This window comes from Rugamonas apoptosis, from assembly GCF_014042355.1.
GTDB lineage: Bacteria > Pseudomonadota > Gammaproteobacteria > Burkholderiales > Burkholderiaceae_D > Rugamonas > Rugamonas apoptosis.
In genome coordinates this window covers 202,117-217,878 of the sequence record NZ_JACEZU010000003.1, presented here as the reverse complement: position 1 = coordinate 217,878, position 15,762 = coordinate 202,117, and the positions used below count along the sequence as shown (strand labels likewise).

General features: G+C 66.7%; 12 protein-coding genes. 6 read left to right on the top strand and 6 right to left on the bottom strand.

Annotated features, from left to right (window positions below):
• Nucleotides 1–19: 19 nt before the first annotated feature.
• From H3H39_RS07535 to H3H39_RS07525, 3 genes are all read right to left on the bottom strand, one after another.
• Nucleotides 20–1,390: a hypothetical protein gene (locus H3H39_RS07535; RefSeq protein ID WP_182152751.1), complete on the bottom strand. Its 1,371-nt coding sequence runs from the start codon at nucleotides 1,388–1,390 to the stop codon at nucleotides 20–22.
• Nucleotides 1,391–1,506: 116 nt separating this feature from the next.
• The gene (locus H3H39_RS07530; RefSeq protein WP_182152750.1) at nucleotides 1,507–2,409 is read right to left on the bottom strand and encodes a class I SAM-dependent methyltransferase; all 903 of its coding nucleotides are present in this window, start codon (nucleotides 2,407–2,409) and stop codon (nucleotides 1,507–1,509) included.
• 126 nt (nucleotides 2,410–2,535) lie between these two features.
• Entirely contained in the window at nucleotides 2,536–3,831 is a 1,296-nt protein-coding gene (locus tag H3H39_RS07525) for a Xaa-Pro dipeptidase (protein ID WP_182152749.1), read from the bottom strand.
• A 248-nt stretch (nucleotides 3,832–4,079) separates the two neighbouring features.
• Between H3H39_RS07525 and torT the strand changes: the two genes are divergently transcribed.
• A complete protein-coding gene (gene torT / locus H3H39_RS07520; protein ID WP_229217921.1) occupies nucleotides 4,080–5,240 on the top strand; it encodes a TMAO reductase system periplasmic protein TorT in 1,161 nt (386 codons plus the stop codon).
• Nucleotides 5,241–5,247: 7 nt separating this feature from the next.
• Here the strand turns inward: torT and H3H39_RS07515 are convergent, their stop codons facing one another.
• Entirely contained in the window at nucleotides 5,248–5,448 is a 201-nt protein-coding gene (locus H3H39_RS07515; protein WP_182152748.1) for a hypothetical protein, read from the bottom strand.
• A gap of 124 nt (nucleotides 5,449–5,572) precedes the next feature.
• Nucleotides 5,573–6,775 carry a selenoneine synthase SenA gene (gene senA, locus H3H39_RS07510; protein ID WP_229217920.1) on the bottom strand — a complete coding sequence of 401 codons (1,203 nt, stop codon included), beginning with the start codon at nucleotides 6,773–6,775 and terminating at the stop codon, nucleotides 5,573–5,575.
• Nucleotides 6,776–6,861: 86 nt separating this feature from the next.
• On the opposite strand from senA, the gene senB reads away from it, so the two are divergent.
• Together senB and selD are read left to right on the top strand one after the other, a co-directional pair.
• A complete protein-coding gene (gene senB / locus H3H39_RS07500) occupies nucleotides 6,862–7,986 on the top strand; it encodes a selenoneine biosynthesis selenosugar synthase SenB (RefSeq protein ID WP_311196871.1) in 1,125 nt (374 codons plus the stop codon).
• Nucleotides 7,987–7,995: 9 nt separating this feature from the next.
• Complete coding sequence (gene selD, locus H3H39_RS07495; RefSeq protein WP_182152747.1) at nucleotides 7,996–9,045, top strand: selenide, water dikinase SelD; 1,050 nt, start codon at nucleotides 7,996–7,998, stop codon at nucleotides 9,043–9,045.
• A 57-nt stretch (nucleotides 9,046–9,102) separates the two neighbouring features.
• Here selD and H3H39_RS07490 read toward each other — a convergent pair whose 3' ends face one another.
• Entirely contained in the window at nucleotides 9,103–11,070 is a 1,968-nt protein-coding gene (locus tag H3H39_RS07490; RefSeq protein ID WP_182152746.1) for a diguanylate cyclase domain-containing protein, read from the bottom strand.
• Nucleotides 11,071–11,456: 386 nt separating this feature from the next.
• On the opposite strand from H3H39_RS07490, the gene H3H39_RS28175 reads away from it, so the two are divergent.
• The 3 genes from H3H39_RS28175 (at nucleotide 11,457) to H3H39_RS28335 (ending at nucleotide 15,759) form a co-directional block, all read left to right on the top strand.
• On the top strand, nucleotides 11,457–11,582 hold the full coding sequence (locus tag H3H39_RS28175; RefSeq protein WP_255462454.1) for a hypothetical protein: 126 nt from the start codon (nucleotides 11,457–11,459) through the stop codon (nucleotides 11,580–11,582).
• A gap of 75 nt (nucleotides 11,583–11,657) precedes the next feature.
• A complete protein-coding gene (gene leuA / locus H3H39_RS07485) occupies nucleotides 11,658–13,352 on the top strand; it encodes a 2-isopropylmalate synthase (RefSeq protein WP_182152745.1) in 1,695 nt (564 codons plus the stop codon).
• 418 nt (nucleotides 13,353–13,770) lie between these two features.
• A complete protein-coding gene (locus H3H39_RS28335; RefSeq protein ID WP_182152744.1) occupies nucleotides 13,771–15,759 on the top strand; it encodes a methyl-accepting chemotaxis protein in 1,989 nt (662 codons plus the stop codon).
• The last annotated feature ends 3 nt before the right edge of the window (nucleotides 15,760–15,762 follow it).

Here is a 15,762-nt window from a genome sequence, read left to right as displayed (position 1 = left end):
GGCGCCGGCCGCCGCGCGCTCAATGCGCGGCGGCCGCGCGCGTGACGATCGCCGTATCCAGGTGAGTTTCGTCGCCGATCAACAGCACGGCATGGTCGGCGAACAGCATCTGGCGCAAGATGGGCGCCTGCCCCAGCGGCGCGGCCCCAGGGTCGCGCTGGCGCAGGACGTTCATGGTGGCCGACGACAGGGGCGCGGCGCCATAGCTGTAGTCCGCCAGCAGCAGCAGGTCGCCCAGCGGATCGGTGGGCTTGAGCCGCCCCGTGACCACATCGGCGATCAGCAGCGAGCCATTGGCCGCCGTGCGTGCGTCGAACGAGACGCGGTCGCGCCGGCTGTAACCCCATTTGTCCGACAGTGTTTCCTGCGTCAGGTCCACGCGCGCCGTATCGATGATGGGGTTGCCGCCGTCATTCAAGGCCACGCCCAACAGGTTGCTGGTCATGCCCACCTTGAAATTCCACAGCATCCCCACCTTGCCCGTGCTGGCCATGGCCACCGGCAGCAAATCGGGTGTGCCGCCACCGGTACCCGTCACCGAATGCACCAATGGCCGCGGCCCACCGTAGCGCCAGTAAGCCTGCATGGGCGCGCCGCTGTCGAGCCACGTCACCAGTACCGAGCCGCCCGAGGCCACCATGCGCGGCTGCAGGAACTTGGTCGACATGGTCAGCTTGAACGGCGGCGTCAATTCCTTGCCGTTGGCGTCCAGCTTGACCAGCATCATGCTGTAGATGGCGTTCTTCTCGCTGTTGGGGATGGGCCGTTCGACCAGTGTGGTGGCGTACCAGAAGCCATCGCCATCGACGGCGGCGGCGCTGGCCACCACGGTCGGCAGCGGCGAATCGATGGGCTGCACCGCGTACAGGTCGATGCCGGCCGCCGCGCCCACCATGGCGCCCTGGGCGTCGAGCCGGAACAGCTTCGAGCCGGCGCCCGTCTGCACCATCACCACGCCGCCAGCCATGGGCAGCATCGCCCATTCGCCCAGGTAGTTGCTGGCCAGAGTATTGCCGTAATCATGGGTGGACAGGAACTTGCCCTGCGCATCGAGCGCGCTGACGCGGGTGCCGGGGTGGATCAGGTCGCGGTCGACCTGGATGGTGGCGGCCGAATCGGAACGCACAAGAATATGATCGCCCACCACCACCGCGTCCCGCATCCGGGCCAGCGGCACGCCGGACGGCTGGCCCGGGTCGGACGAGGCGGCCCGCACTTCCTGCTGGGCGCTCACCGTGATGGTGACGACGGCCTTGTCGCCGCCCGTGTCGACCACGGTGCCGGCGGCCACATTGGTGCCGCCGCCCCCGCCTCCACCGCCGCAGCCGCCCAGGGATAAGGTCAACCCGGCCAGCAAGGCGGCAAATGTGAGCTTGGAGCGGTGGTGCATACGAATTCCCAGCATGATGAGATGAAGGAATGAGTATAGAGGATGACAACTTGCGCCAGCGGCCAGCGGCATGGCCTGGCGAGCCATCGCCGTGACTTGGCGATCCACGCCCCCCTTCAAGCCACACTGGTACCCGTGTGGGCCACCACCAGCCGCATGGCGCCGCCCAGGTGCCAGCCATCGCTTTGCCCGCCCAGGTAGTGGGTGCGCAGCGCGTCGGCCCCGTAGTCGGACACGGCCCCAAAACCCAGCGCCCGCAATTCGCTGAGCAGCACAGCGGGCGCGAACAGCGATTTCCACGGCTCGCCGGCGGCCTCGAATTTGCTGGCGAAATAGGCCATGCCCATGCGGTCGAACAGGTCGAGCAGCTCCGGCACCACGCCATAATCGAACACGATGGCGCTGCCGGCCGGCAGCGCCGCCACCACGCGCAGCGTGTCGAACACGGCGTCGTCGCTCAGGTACAGGGTCACGCCCAGCCAGGACAGGAACACGGGCAGGTCGAGCCGGCAGCCAGCGGCCGCCAGCGCCGCGTCCAGCGTGTCGCGCTCGAAGTCGAACGGTACGAAGGTCAGCGAGTCCGGCGCGGCGATGCCGGCGTGGCGCAACTGCTCGCGCTTCCAGCGCTGGGTGGCCGGATGGTCCACTTCAAACACCCGCAGCGGCAGGCCGTGGCAGCGGTAAGCGAAAGTGTCCAGCCCCGCGCCCAGCACCACGTATTGCTTCACGCCGCAGGCCACGGCGCCGGCCAGTTCCTCCTCGGCCAGGCGGCTGCGCACGGCCGTGGCGCCGCGCAACTGGCGCACCGGCCCATGGGCATAGCGTGGCAACTGGGCGCGCAACTGCCCTTCCAGCTCCGGCCCCAGGATGGGCAGGGCCAGCGGATCGGCGAATACGGGGGGATGGTCGAGCAGCTGGTGGGCCGCGCGCAAGGTGGCCACCAGCAAGGCGGAACGGCTGGGCAGGCCCAGTCGCAGGATGCTGTCGCTACTCGCCAGCGATGAAAGGATGCGTTCCATGCCGCCCCGCTACCCGTGCCAGGAACAAGACGACACGGTGAACTGTCAGGCCGCCATTTTAGCGCGGACAGGCGCTGGCGGGTGGCCTATCGGGCGAGCGGTGCGCGCCCGGGCCGCCCGCGCCCATCAACGGCGGATCACGGCGCCGCCCTTCATCACGAACGACACGTGGGTCAGCTCGGCCACATTAGCCAGCGGGTCGCCCTGGACGGCGATGATGTCGGCGAACTTGCCGGCCGCGATGGCGCCCACCTTGTCCTGCCAGCCCAGCAGGTCGGCCGCCTGCACCGTGGCCGACTGGATCGCCTGCATGGCCGTCATCCCGTACTGCACCATGTAGGCGAACTGGCGCGCGTTGTCGCCATGCGGATACACGCCGGCGTCGGTGCCGAAAGCCATCTTGTCGCCCGCCTTGAGCGCTTTGCGGAAGTTATCGCGCTGCAGCTGGCCCAGCGCCCGTTCCTTCTCGATCGACTCGGCCAGCATGCCGGCCTTGGCGCCTTCCTGCAGGATGAAGTCGTCGTCGTAGATGTCCATCACCAGGTAAGTGCCCTTCTCGCGCGCCAGGCGCATGCCCTGCTCGTCTATCAGGCTGGCGTGTTCCACTGAATCGACGCCGGCCGTGATGGCGGCGCGGATGCTGCTGGCGCCGTGTGCGTGGGCGGCCACCTTGCGGCCCAGCTTGTGGGCCTCGTCCACGATGGCTGCCATCTCTTCCAGCGTGTACTGCTGGGCGCCCGGTTCGTCGCCCTTGGACAGCACCCCGCCCGAGGCGCAGATCTTGATCACGTCGGCGCCATACTTGGCCATCTCGCGCACCTTGGCGCGGGCCGCCCACGGGCCGTCGGCCACGCCGCGCTCGGTGACGTTCATATCGGCTGGCAGCAGATTGTTGTCGCAATGGCCGCCCTTGATGCCGAGCGCGTAACCGGCCGTGCGCATGCGCGGGCCGGTCACGTCGCCGTCGTTGATGGCGTCGCGCAGCGCCACGTCGCCAAAGCCGCCGGCGCCCACGTTGCGCACCGTGGTGAAGCCGGCTTCCAGGGTGAGCCGGGCCGCCCGGGCGCCATACAGCGCGGCGCGGATGTCGGACACACCGAGCGCCGCGTAACCGCTCTGCATCGGGTCGGCCGTCAGATGGGTATGCATGTCGATCAGGCCCGGCAGCACGGTCTGGCCCGACAGGTCGATCAGCTCGGCCCCGGCGGGCACCTTGGCGCTGGCCGTGGGGCCGACCGCCGTGATGCGCTCGCCCGTGACGATGATGGTCTGGTCAGCCAGCACGGTGCCGGCCACCACATCCACCAGTTTGCCGGCCCGGATGGCCAGCACTTTGGCCGGCGCGGCCTCGGCCAACGAGGGCGCGGCCGCGCTGATGGCGCCCAGGGCGGTGGCGGCGACGACGAGATGCTTGAATTTCATACGGTTGCGCTCTTTCTTGGTAGAAGGCCGGGGGTGCCTGTTTTTGATCGAAAAACTTCCCCGGCGGAAAGGATAGCAGAATCGCCATGGCCCCATGCCGCATTCCGGCCGCTTGCGGCACTTGTCTCCTTGCCACAACAACGGCAGGCAAGAAGCCTGCGCCCATCCATGCCCGCAGCAGGTAGAATTGCACCAAAGAACCTAACCCGCAGATACGGAAGAACAATCACAGGATGCTCATTGCACGCATGCGAGACTTGACCGCGCTGGGCGCGCTGGCGCTGGCCATGGCCACGGCCGGCGCGCAACCGGCATCCCCGGCGCCGTCCGCGCCGGCGCCGCAGTTCCCGGTCAAATTCGCGCCCATCCCGGTCCTGTCCATCTTCCGTCCCTTGCAAGCCAACGGCACCGCCGACGATGCCATCGCCAGCGGGCGCGTGGTGGCCGGCCACTACCCGATGACGGCGCGCGCCAGCAAGCACTGGCGCATCGCCTTCCTGTTCCCGCACCTGAAAGATCCGTACTGGGTCGGTTGCAGCTACGGCGTGATCAGCGAGGCCCACCGGCTGGGCGTGGCGGTCGACATCCTGGCGGCCGATGGCTACGACGACCTGCCCGGCCAGTTGCGCCTGACGGATCAGGCCATCGCCGCCAAATACGACGCCATCGTGCTGTCGCCGATCGGCATGACGGCCAATAACGCCTCGATCGCCAAGGCGCGCGCGGCCGGCATTCCCGTGTTCGAACTGGCCAACGACAGCCGCAGCGACGACCTGACCATCAAGGTCACCACCTCGCTGCGCGCCATGGGCCTGGAAGCGATGGGCTGGGCGGTGCGTGACGCCCAGCGGCGCGGCCTGAAAGCGATCAACGTCGGCCTGCTGCCCGGCCCCATGGGCGCGGGCTGGGTCAAGGGCGAGGTCGATGGCAGCCGGATCGGCGCGCAGCAGGCGCCCATCCAGGTCAACATCATCGACATCCGTTATGGCGACAGCGACTTCAAGGGCCAGACCAGGCTGGCCAGGCAGATGCTGGCCAAGTACGGCAACAAGCTCGATTACCTGATCGGCTGCACCGGCTGCGCGCCGGCTGCCGTGCAACCGGTCAAGGACGCCGGCCTGGCCGGCAAGATCCGCATCGTCGCCTACGACCTGACGGACGATATCGCGCGCCTGATACACAACAAGGAAATTGTGGCGGCGGCCGACACCAAGGGGGTGAGCCAGGCGCGGGTGGCCATCAACGCGGCCGTCAGCACGCTCGAAGGACGCAACAAGGAATTGCCGCACACCATCCTGGTCAAACTGGGGCTGGTGGACCAGCTCAATTTCGCCACCTACCCATTCGACACGTCGATCGCGCCGGACGGCTACAAGACGGTGCTGTCCTACGATCCGGCCAAAAACTGAGGCCGCTTCAGGACGATTTCTTGGTCGCGATTTCGCTCAATAGCTCGGGCGGAATCGGCTGGCCATTGGCGCTCAGGCTGCGCACGGTCTCATGCAGCAAATGCAGGCGCGTGACCTTCAGCACGGTGCTGGCGATGATGCCCACGATGGGAATCATCAGTGCGATCACGGGGATCAGGATGGGCGACAAGTCGGTCATTGTGCTCATTTTCTCTTTCGTCGGTAAGGTCGCGCGCCACAACAGCGCCGCGATGCCAATTGAATAATATTAACACAATATTCTTTTCAGCAAACCTGCCGGCGATGGCGGGGGCGGCGGCGCCGCCCGCCGCTCAAACCGGCCAGGCGCAGGTGCGCAGACCGGCGAAAATGTCGTCCCGTTCGGGCCGGTAGAAATTGCGGAACTTGGCCGATCCCAGCCGCTCCGGGGTGGCGAACGAGGCGCCGCGCAGCGTCTGGTGGGTGCCGAACCAGGGCGCGGAATATTCGCGGTAGCGGTCCGGCTGGAAGCCCGGATACGGTTCGAACGGCGAGGCCGTCCACTCCCACAACTGGCCCCAGCGGAACGCGGGATGGCCGGACAGGGCCGCGTATTCCCACTCGGCCTCCGTGGCCAGGCGGCGCCCGGCCCACGCGCAATAGGCTTGCGCCTCGTACAGGCTGATGTGGCGTACCGGCTCGGCGCCGGCCAGCGTGTGCAATTGGCCGAAGCGCATGGTGCGCCACTGCGCGCCATCGCGCTGCCAGTAGCGGGGTGCGCAGCGTTCCTGGCGCATCAGCCATGCGCTGCCGGCCGCGCTCCAGTACTGGCGGTTGTCGTAGCCGCCGTCGGCCACGAAGTCGGCATATTGGGCGTTGCTCACCAAGGTGCTGTCGATGGTAAACGGCGCCACGTGGACCGGATGCGCCTCGCGCTCGTTATCGAACACGAAGCCGCCCTCTTGCGCGCTGCCCAACTGGATGGTGCCGCCGGGGAAGCGGATCTCGGACGGGGTGAACAGGGTGCGTTCGTCGTGCGTGAGCTGGGCCGGCGCCGCCAGTCCCAGCGTCTGCAGGGTGTACAGGAAGGCCTCGCCGTGCATATCCTCGTGCGCCAGCGCCAGCCGGTAGGGATACAGCGCCGCATCCGTATTCGGCTCGCGCGACAGCTTGTCGAGCACGCGGTCCAGCACTTCGTGGCAGTAGGTCTTGAGCGCGCCCGTGCTGGGCAGGTCCAGGTTCCAGCGGCTGCGGTGCGGCACCGTGTTGGAATCGAACCAGTCGTCGCCGCGCGTGAGCAGGGAGTTGTACAGCGCATCGGCCGGATGGCTGGACGCAGCCTCCCGCAGGATGAACCATTCCGCGAACCAGGCCGTATGGCCCAACTCCCACAACGGCGGATTGACGGTCGTCAGTTGCGGCACGCGGGCCGAAGCGTCCAGTCCCGCAGCGGCGAAACAGTCGAACAGGCGCAGCGTATAATCACGCGCTGAATGGAGCGCCTCGGCCAGTTGCATCGGGCGGGCGTGGCGGAACGAAGCATGGATAGCACTCATCGTTCGATTGTAACGGCTTTTGCGCCGAAAAAAAGGCGCGAGATCAATTGGCGGCGCGCGACATCCACTCATCACGACAGGCGGCAGTGAAGCGACCCCACATCTGGATCATCAGCCCGGCCTCGGCCAAGGCCAACAACGGCAACTGGCAAAGCGCCAGGCGCTGGGCGCGTTTCCTGCGCACGCGCTACCGCGTGACAATCGCGCAACAATGGCCAGCGCCGGATGCCGATGGCGATGGCGATGGCGATGGCGATGGCGATGCCAGCGTGCGTGCGCCTGCCGGCAACCCGGGCACCTCGTCCAATCCGCACAATCCGCACGCCCCGTCCGACCTTCCTGACCTGCCCGACTTGCCCGACCTGCTGATCGCGCTCCACGCGCGCCGCTCGGCCGCCTCGCTGGACGCCTTTGTACAAGCGTGCCCGCAACGCCCCACCATCCTGCTGCTGACCGGCACCGACCTGTATCGCGACATCGCCCACGACGCCAGCGCCCAAACCTCGCTGCGCCAGGCCGGCGCGCTGGTGGTGCTGCAGCCGGCCGGCCTGGCCGAACTGCCGCCGGCGCTGCGCGCCAAGGCCAGCGTGATCTACCAGTCGGCCGACACGCTGCGCCCCGCCAGCGGTACGCGCCGCCATCTGGACGTGTGCATGGTGGGTCACCTGCGCGAGGAGAAAGACCCGGCCACCTTCATGCGCGCGGCCGCGCGCGTGCATGACGCGCGGGTGCGCCTGCTGCACATCGGCGGCGCGCTCGATCCGGCGCTGGGCCAGTTGGCCGAGGCCACGGCGCGCGAACAACCACACTACCGCTGGCTGGGCGCCCTGCCCCACGCCGCCACACGCCAGCGCCTCAAGCGCAGCTTCCTGATGGCCATCACCTCGCGCATGGAGGGCGGCGCCAACGTGATCATCGAAGCCGTCACCAGCGGCGTGCCGGTGCTGGCCAGCGACATCAGCGGCAACCGCGGCATGCTGGGCGAGGACTACGCCGGCTACTTCCCACCCGGCGACGATGGCGCGCTGGCGGCCCTGATCGAGCGCTGCGCCGCCGATCCCGCCTTTTACGCCCGCCTGCGCAGCCAGTGCGCGGCGCGCGCGGCGCTGTTCACGCCGGCGGCCGAGCAGGCGGCGCTGCTCAAGTTAGTGGATAATCTGCTCCATACGCCTGTAACCATGGCCGCATCGACGGCGGCCGCACCACACTAAGGAATCACCATGAGCGACGCTCCCATCAAACTCACCTCCTTTTCCCATGGCGGCGGCTGCGGCTGCAAGATCGCGCCCGGCGTGCTGTCGGAGATCCTGAAAAATTCGTCCGGCTTCCCCGTGCCCAAGGAACTGATGGTGGGCATCGAGACGGCCGACGATGCCGCCGTCTACAAGCTCAATGACGAGCAGGCGCTGATCGCCACCACCGACTTCTTCATGCCCATCGTCGACGACCCGTTCGACTTCGGCCGCATCGCCGCCACCAACGCCATCTCCGACGTGTATGCCATGGGCGGCACGCCCATCATGGCGCTGGCCCTGGTGGGCATGCCCATCAACAAACTGCCGCTGGAGACCATTGGCCAGATCATCAAGGGCGGCGAAGCCATTTGCGCCGAAGCGGGCATTCCGATCGCGGGCGGCCACACCATCGACTCGGTGGAACCGATCTACGGCCTGGTGGTGATGGGGCTGGTGCATCCATCCAAGGTCAAGCGCAACGCGGACGCGCGCGCCGGCGACGTGCTGGTGCTGGGCAAACCGCTGGGCGTGGGCGTGCTGTCGGCCGCGCTGAAAAAGGACAAACTGGACGCGGCCGGCTACGCGGCCATGATCGCCAACACCACCAAGCTCAATAAGCCGGGCAAGGCGCTGTCGGAACTGGCCGGGGTGCACGCGCTGACGGACGTCACCGGTTTCGGCCTGCTGGGCCACCTGCTGGAAATCTGCCGCGGCGCCGGCCTGACGGGGCAACTGAACATGAGCCAGGTGCCGCTGCTGCCGGGCGTGCAGCAACTGGCGCACGACGGCTACTTCACGGGCGCCTCGGGCCGCAACTGGGACGCCTACGGCAAGGACGTGCAATTGTCGCCCTCCATCACCCATGCCCAGCACATGCTGCTGACGGACCCGCAAACCTCGGGCGGCCTGCTGGTGTCGTGCGATCCCGCCAGCGTGGATGAAGTGCTGGCCCTGTTCCGCCGCGAAGGTTTCGGCGAGGCGGCCGTGATCGGCGAGATGGTGGCCGGCGCGCCGCGCGTGCAAGTGGCCGCGTAAGTTCGCTCCACTTTCAAACCAGGGTCTGAGCCGACGGTCAGACCCTGCGCTTGGCCACTATGCCGCGTTGCGCTTGGCCAGGTACATGGCCGCGTCGGCGTGCTTGAGGATCTCGTCCGGGTCGCTCTGGTTGCCCAGGAACAGGCGCCAGCCGATGCTGATGGTGCAGCTGTAATGCAGCTCGCCCAGCTGGTATTCCTGATGCAGGATGCGGGTGATCTTGTCCGCCAGCGACTCCACGTGATGGTGCGCGGCCACCGCGTCGGCGCCCAGCTCCTCGACCAGCACCACGAATTCATCCCCGCCCAGCCGGGCCACCGTGTCGGCCTGGCGCACCAGCGCGCGCAGGCGCCGCGCCACTTTCACCAGCAACTGGTCGCCCGCGTCGTGGCCATGGGTGTCATTGAGCTGCTTGAATTTGTTCAGGTCCATGAACAGGATGGCGGCATAGCTGTTGTGGCGCTGGCTGGCCACCGTGGCCTGCTTGAGCCGGTCCAGCAGCAGGCGCCGGTTGGGCAATTGCGTCAGCGCGTCGTAGAACGCCATCATGCGCAGCTCCTGTTCCAGCCGCCTGCGCTCCGTCATATCCACGAACTGGGCCAGCAGATGGCTGCCGCCGTCCGCCTCCACCGGCACGATGCGCGATTCCAGCCAGATATCGCGCCCCAGGCTGGTGCCCACCTGCACCTCGCGCCGCTGCACGCTGTTGCTGGCCAGCGCCTGGCGGCAATCGTCCACCAGCGCCGCGACATGCCAGCGGCTGGTTTCGTAGGCGCCCTGCGCCAGCAGTTCCTCGCGCGTGACGCCGATCAGGCGGGCGAAGGCGTCGTTGGCTTCGATGCAGCGGCCGTCGGCCTCGAACACCCGCATCGGCAGTGGAGAGTTGAGCAGGATGGAGGCGTTGAACTTGAGCACCGCGCGCAGCTCGCGGTTGACCGATTCGGCCACGCCGCGCGCATCGAGCAGCTCCTGCTGCACGCGCTGGCTCGCTTCGAGCGCGTCGCGCAAGCGCTCTTCCATCTCATGGCGTTCCGTCAGGTCGAGGAATTGCACCAGCAGGTGGCGCTCGCCATTGAGTTCGGTGACCATCAGGTGGCACTCGCCGCTGATGGCGCGCCCGAACGCTGTCAGCACCGCGCCTTCCACGCGGCGCGGTTGACCGTCCTCCAGCGACAGCAAGGCTTGTTCCAGCAGGCCCGATTCGCGCCACTTGTCGATCTGGTGGAAGTTGTACTGCATCAGCTTGGCGCGGCTGGTGCCGACCATGTGGGCGTAGGCTTCGTTGGCTTCCACGCAGCTGCCATCAGCCGCGTACACACCGATCGGCACCGGCGAATGCAGCACGATGGTTTCATTAAAGCGCAGCACGGCGGCCAGTTCCTGGTTGGCCTTTTCCGCGCGTCCCAAAGCGGCCGCCAGCCGGTTCTGCAAGTCCATCTCGATGCCGTAGTTGGCCTCGTGGCTGGCGACGAAGAACCACACCATGAACCCCGTGAAGCCGATCACGATCACATGCACCACGGCCCACACGCCGGCCGGGCGCAGCGGCACCGTCAGTGTCAGCCAGCCCTGCGTTTCGGCGAGCCAGTAGCACGCCACGCCGGCCATGAACAGTGCCGTCAACCCCACCAGCACCCGCCGTCCCAGCAACCAGCCCGTCATCATCAGCAACGGCGCTATCGTCAGCAGCAAGGGCGTGCGCACGCCGTTCAGCAAGATGGGCACGAACAGCACGAACAGGGCCCACAGGCTGACGATCAGGTAGCGCGCCGGGCCGGTATGCCCCAGCATCACCGTGCCCTTGGCCAGCACGCCGGCCGCCACCATCAGCATGCCGGGATATTGGGTAGCCGGCACCGTCAGGTACAGGCCCAGCCACAACGCCGCGCCAAATACGATCCACGCGTCGACGAAATGGCGCACGAAACGGTCGCTGGTATCGGCCACCCGCAGCCGGGCGGCCTCTCCCTCCTGCGTCAGGACGGCGGCCGAGCGTTGCGCGAGGCGGGGCAAACCCATGGTCATGTGGGGCGAACTCCGATTGGATCAGACAGGAATTGTCTATGACACATTGTACATGGCGCCACAGGGCCGGTGACGCGGCGGCGGGCCGCGCCGTGTTGACGGCACCACAAGCGCGGCATCAGTGCCGGAGCGGGCGGCGCCACGGCGCCCATCATTTTGCTTGACAAGGATGCGCGCCAACCCTTACATTGAAGGCATGACCTCGCATCTGCACCTATCCTCTTTCCTGCAGGCCGCCCTATCCCTAGCGGCGCACCTACCAGCACGCGCTTAATTCGCACGTCGCACCCGCGTTTCGCAACACCGAACGCACCCAATCAAGCACTCGTTATACTCCGCCGGCCATAAGCCGCACGGATCTTCGAACCCCAGGAAAGTTTGCACCGATGCCCACTACGGCCCACCGCGTATCGACCAGCACCAGCACCCGCGCCCCGCGCGCGCTGCCGCTGCGCCTGCGCGTCCAGTCGCATCTACTGCTATCGCTACCGATCGGTTGTCAGGCCAAGTGACCCGTGGCCGCCTGCCAGCCCGTTGCCACCCGCGCCCGTATCGGCTTTCCCCCTTCAAGATTCCAGGAGTATCCCATGATGTTGCAGAACCCAGCAGCGAAGTATCGCGCCTTCCCCCCTGTCCAATTGTCCGACCGCCAGTGGCCGAACAACGTCATCACCAAGCCGCCTATCTGGATGAGCACCGACCTGCGCGACGGTAACCAGGCCCTGATCGAACCGATGAGCGCCGAGAAAAAGCTGCGCTTCTTTGAGTTGCTGTGCAAGATCGGCCTCAAGGAAATCGAAGTGGGCTTCCCGTCCGCCTCGCAGACCGACTTCGACTTCGTGCGCAAGCTGGTCGACGAGAACCGCATTCCGGAAGACGTCACCATCATCGTGCTGACCCAGTCGCGCGATGAACTGATCCGCCGCACCGTGGCCTCCGTGGCCGGCGCGCGCCGCGCCGTGGTCCACCTGTACAACTCGGTGGCGCCCGTGTTCCGCAAGGTGGTGTTCGGCATGTCGCGCGAGCAGATCACCGAGATCGCCACCAGCGGCACCCGCCTGGTCAAGGAACTGGTGGCCCAGCATCCGCAGACGGAATGGGTGTTCGAATACACGCCCGAATCGTTCTCCACCACGGAACTGGATTTTTCCAAGCACATCGTGGATGCCGTCAGCGCCATCTGGGAACCGACCCCGCACAACAAGATGATCGTCAACCTGCCGTCGACGGTCGAATGCAGCACCCCCAATGTGTACGCGGACCAGATCGAGTGGATGTCGCGCAAGCTGGCGCGGCGCGATTCGCTGCTCATCAGCGTGCACCCGCACAATGACCGCGGCACGGCCGTGGCCTCGGCCGAACTGGCCGTGATGGCCGGCGCCGACCGCGTCGAAGGCTGCTTGTTCGGCAATGGCGAACGCACCGGCAATGTGGACCTGGTGACGCTGGCGCTCAACCTGTACACCCAGGGCGTGCATCCGGGCCTGGACTTCTCCGACATCGACGAAGTGCGCAAGTGCGTGGAAGAGTGCAACCAGTTGCCCGTGCATCCGCGCCACCCCTACGTGGGTGACCTGGTGTTCACGGCCTTCTCCGGCTCGCACCAGGACGCGATCAAGAAAGGCTTCGCCCAGCAGCAGCCTGGCGCGCTGTGGGAAATCCCCTACCTGCCGATCGACCCGGCCGACCTGGGCCGCAGCTACGACGCCGTGATCCGCGTCAACAGCCAGTCCGGCAAGGGCGGCATGGCCTACCTGCTGGAACAGGACTACGGTTTGGTGCTGCCGCGCCGCCTGCAGATCGAATTCTCGCGCGCCGTGCAGGCGGTGGCCGACGCCACCGGCCTGGAAATCACGGCCGACGGCATCCACGAGATCTTCAGCCGCGAATACCTGGAGCAGAACGCGCCCTACGCCTACAGTTCGCACCGCATGGTGGAAGACACCAGCAGCGACGAGCCGGTGCAGATCGACATCGCCGTGATCCACAACCAGGCGCCACTGGCCCTGCAAGGTGGCGGCAACGGTCCGATCGACGCTTTCGTCGACGCGCTGGGCCTGGACATCAAGCTGATGGACTACCATGAGCACGCGATCGGCTCGGGCGCCAATGCCAAGGCGGCCTGCTACGTGGAACTGCGGCTGGCCAACGGCCCCACCCTGTTCGGCGCGGCCATCGACAGCAACATCGTCACCGCCTCGTTCAAGGCTGTGCTGAGCGCCGTCAACCGCCAGCTCAAGCAGACCAAGGCCGGCGCCACGGCCAGCACGGTCGCCGCCTGACGCCACACGTCCCCTCCCCGTTGCGTGCCACCGCCAGTCGTTTGCACGCAACGTTTTCCGCTCAAAAAAAAGTGGAAAATATGATAACTAAACCACGGATTGCACTACACTGCACTTTTGGCCAGGAGTGCGATCTGTGCAACCAGTCGAACTCTCCTCTGTTCCCTTCCTCGCGGCAATATGGACATTTGCACCACGTGCGTGCGCGTTTACCACAGCCGCTACCCCTTCCATAGGGGCTGGCTGGCCCAATTTGTGCATAAATTGTTTTAGATCATGCGATTTCTTGCTGCAGTGCACTATAGTGTGACACTGATTTGCACCAACCCGGTCATTTCGCGGAAAAACTGCACCAAATTGACGCAACGATCCGACGTCCCCGCATCCCCTAGCTGAACGAATTAGAAACGAGTCCATCATGAACCTGATCCTGCGCCGCCTGCTGCTCTGGCAAAAATTCCTGGTCCTGTCACTGCTGTGCGCGGTGCTGGTGGCCATTCCCCTGCTGCTGTACATCGTCCAGTCGGGCCAGGAAGTGAGCGTGGCGCGCCAGGAAGCGCAAGGCATCGCGCCGATCCGCGCCACCCTGACCGCCATCAAGCTGGCGCAGCAGCACCGCGGCCTGTCGGCCATCGTGCTCGGTGGCGACACCAGCGCGGCCGACCACCGCCACGCCAAGCAACAGGAACTGGCCCAAGCGCTGACCACCGCCGATGGGCTGCTCAAGGACGGCGACCCGGCCCTGTTCGAGCGCTACGCCAAGCTGCGCGACGAAGCCGGTGCGCTGACGGCGCGCGTGGACCAAGGCGCGCTGACGGGCAAGGAAAGCTTTGCCGCCCACAGCGCCCTGATCGGCAAGCTGATGCGCTTTAACGAGGCGCTGGTGGACCACTACAAGCTGAGCCAGGAACCGCAATTCGAAACCTTCTATCTGATCGACTCGGCGCTGGTCAAGTCGCCCACGCTGACCGAAGCGCTGGGCCGCCTGCGCGCCAAGGGTTCGGCCGCGCTGGCCGCCAAGACGGCCTCGCCGGAAGACCGCGTCACCATCGCCGCCATGGCCGCCGGCATCGGCGAGCTGTATGACGGCGCCGCCAATTCGCTGCGCAAGGCCAGCGATGGCGACACCAGCATCAAGGGCCAATTGGGCGCGCTGGAACAAACCAGCCAGGACGCCGGCCGCGCCGTGCTGCAACTGGTGGAGCAGCAACTGGTGCAGCCGGAGGCGCTGACGCTGGCCCCGGCCGAGTACTTCAGCCAGCTCACCGGCGCCATCGACAGCCAGCTCAAACTGAACGACGCCGCGCTCGACCTGGTGCGCAGCCGGGTCGATGCGCGCCTGGCGCACCTGAATGCGGTGCGCTACGCCGCCCTGTCCGGCATGTTGGCGCTGGCCGTGCTGGCCGCCGTGACTTGCGTGGCCATCATCAAATCCGTCACCGTGCCGCTGGCCGAAGCGGTGGAAGCGGCGCACCGCGTGGCCCAGGGCGACCTGACCGTCAACTTCGACGCCCACTCGGAAGACGAGGCGGGCCAACTGGGGCGCGCCCTGCACGCCATGGTGGACAGCCTGGTCGGCATCGTCGGCACGGTACGCGCCGGCAGCGACGCCATCGTCAGCGCCTCGACCCAGATGGCGACCGACAATGCCGACCTGTCGAGCCGCACGGAATCGGAAGCGAGCGCGCTGGAACAGACCGCGTCGGCGCTGGAACAACTGGCTTCGACCGTGCACCAGAACGCGGAAAGCGCGCGCCAGGCCAATACGCTGGCCGCATCGGCCTCGGACGTGGCCGTGCGCGGCGGCACCGTGGTGGCGCAAGTGGTGGAAACCATGGAATCGATCAACGCCTCGGGCCGCGAGATCACCAACATCATCGGCATCATCGACGGTATCGCGTTCCAGACCAACATCCTGGCGTTGAACGCGGCCGTGGAAGCGGCGCGCGCCGGCGAACAGGGACGTGGCTTCGCCGTGGTGGCCACGGAAGTGCGCAACCTGGCGCACCGTTCGGCGGCGGCGGCCAAGGAGATCAAGACCCTGATCGACGCCTCGTCCGAACAATCGAGCGCCGGCGCCAAGCTGGTGCAGCAGGCCGGCGCCACGATGGACGAGATCATCGGCAGCATCTCGCGCGTGAACCACATCGTGGGCGAGATCAGCACGGCCAGCAGCGAACAGGCGATCGGTATCGAACAGATCACCGAAGCGGTCACCCATCTCGATTCCGTCACCCAGCAGAACGCCACCATGGTGGAAGAGGAAGCGGCCGTGGCCAAGTCCTTGAACCTGCAGGCCCGGGAATTGCAGTCGGCCGTCAGCGTATTCAAGCTGGGCTTCGCGGACGGCGCCAAGGCCGAACGCGAGAAACAACAGCAGCAGCAACGGCTGAAACTGGCGGCCTGATTA

Bases quoted from the DNA above. Each gene is read 5' to 3' on its own strand.
- H3H39_RS07535 (WP_182152751.1), bottom strand. From the start codon at position 1,390: ATGCACCACCGCTCCAAGCTCACATTTGCCGCCTTGCTGGCCGGGTTG.
- H3H39_RS07530 (WP_182152750.1), bottom strand. From the start codon at position 2,409: ATGGAACGCATCCTTTCATCGCTGGCGAGTAGCGACAGCATCCTGCGA.
- H3H39_RS07525 (WP_182152749.1), bottom strand. From the start codon at position 3,831: ATGAAATTCAAGCATCTCGTCGTCGCCGCCACCGCCCTGGGCGCCATC.
- torT (WP_229217921.1), top strand. From the start codon at position 4,080: ATGCGAGACTTGACCGCGCTGGGCGCGCTGGCGCTGGCCATGGCCACG.
- H3H39_RS07515 (WP_182152748.1), bottom strand. From the start codon at position 5,448: ATGAGCACAATGACCGACTTGTCGCCCATCCTGATCCCCGTGATCGCA.
- senA (WP_229217920.1), bottom strand. From the start codon at position 6,775: ATGAGTGCTATCCATGCTTCGTTCCGCCACGCCCGCCCGATGCAACTG.
- selD (WP_182152747.1), top strand. From the start codon at position 7,996: ATGAGCGACGCTCCCATCAAACTCACCTCCTTTTCCCATGGCGGCGGC.
- H3H39_RS07490 (WP_182152746.1), bottom strand. From the start codon at position 11,070: ATGACCATGGGTTTGCCCCGCCTCGCGCAACGCTCGGCCGCCGTCCTG.
- H3H39_RS28175 (WP_255462454.1), top strand. From the start codon at position 11,457: ATGCCCACTACGGCCCACCGCGTATCGACCAGCACCAGCACCCGCGCC.
- leuA (WP_182152745.1), top strand. From the start codon at position 11,658: ATGATGTTGCAGAACCCAGCAGCGAAGTATCGCGCCTTCCCCCCTGTC.
- H3H39_RS28335 (WP_182152744.1), top strand. From the start codon at position 13,771: ATGAACCTGATCCTGCGCCGCCTGCTGCTCTGGCAAAAATTCCTGGTC.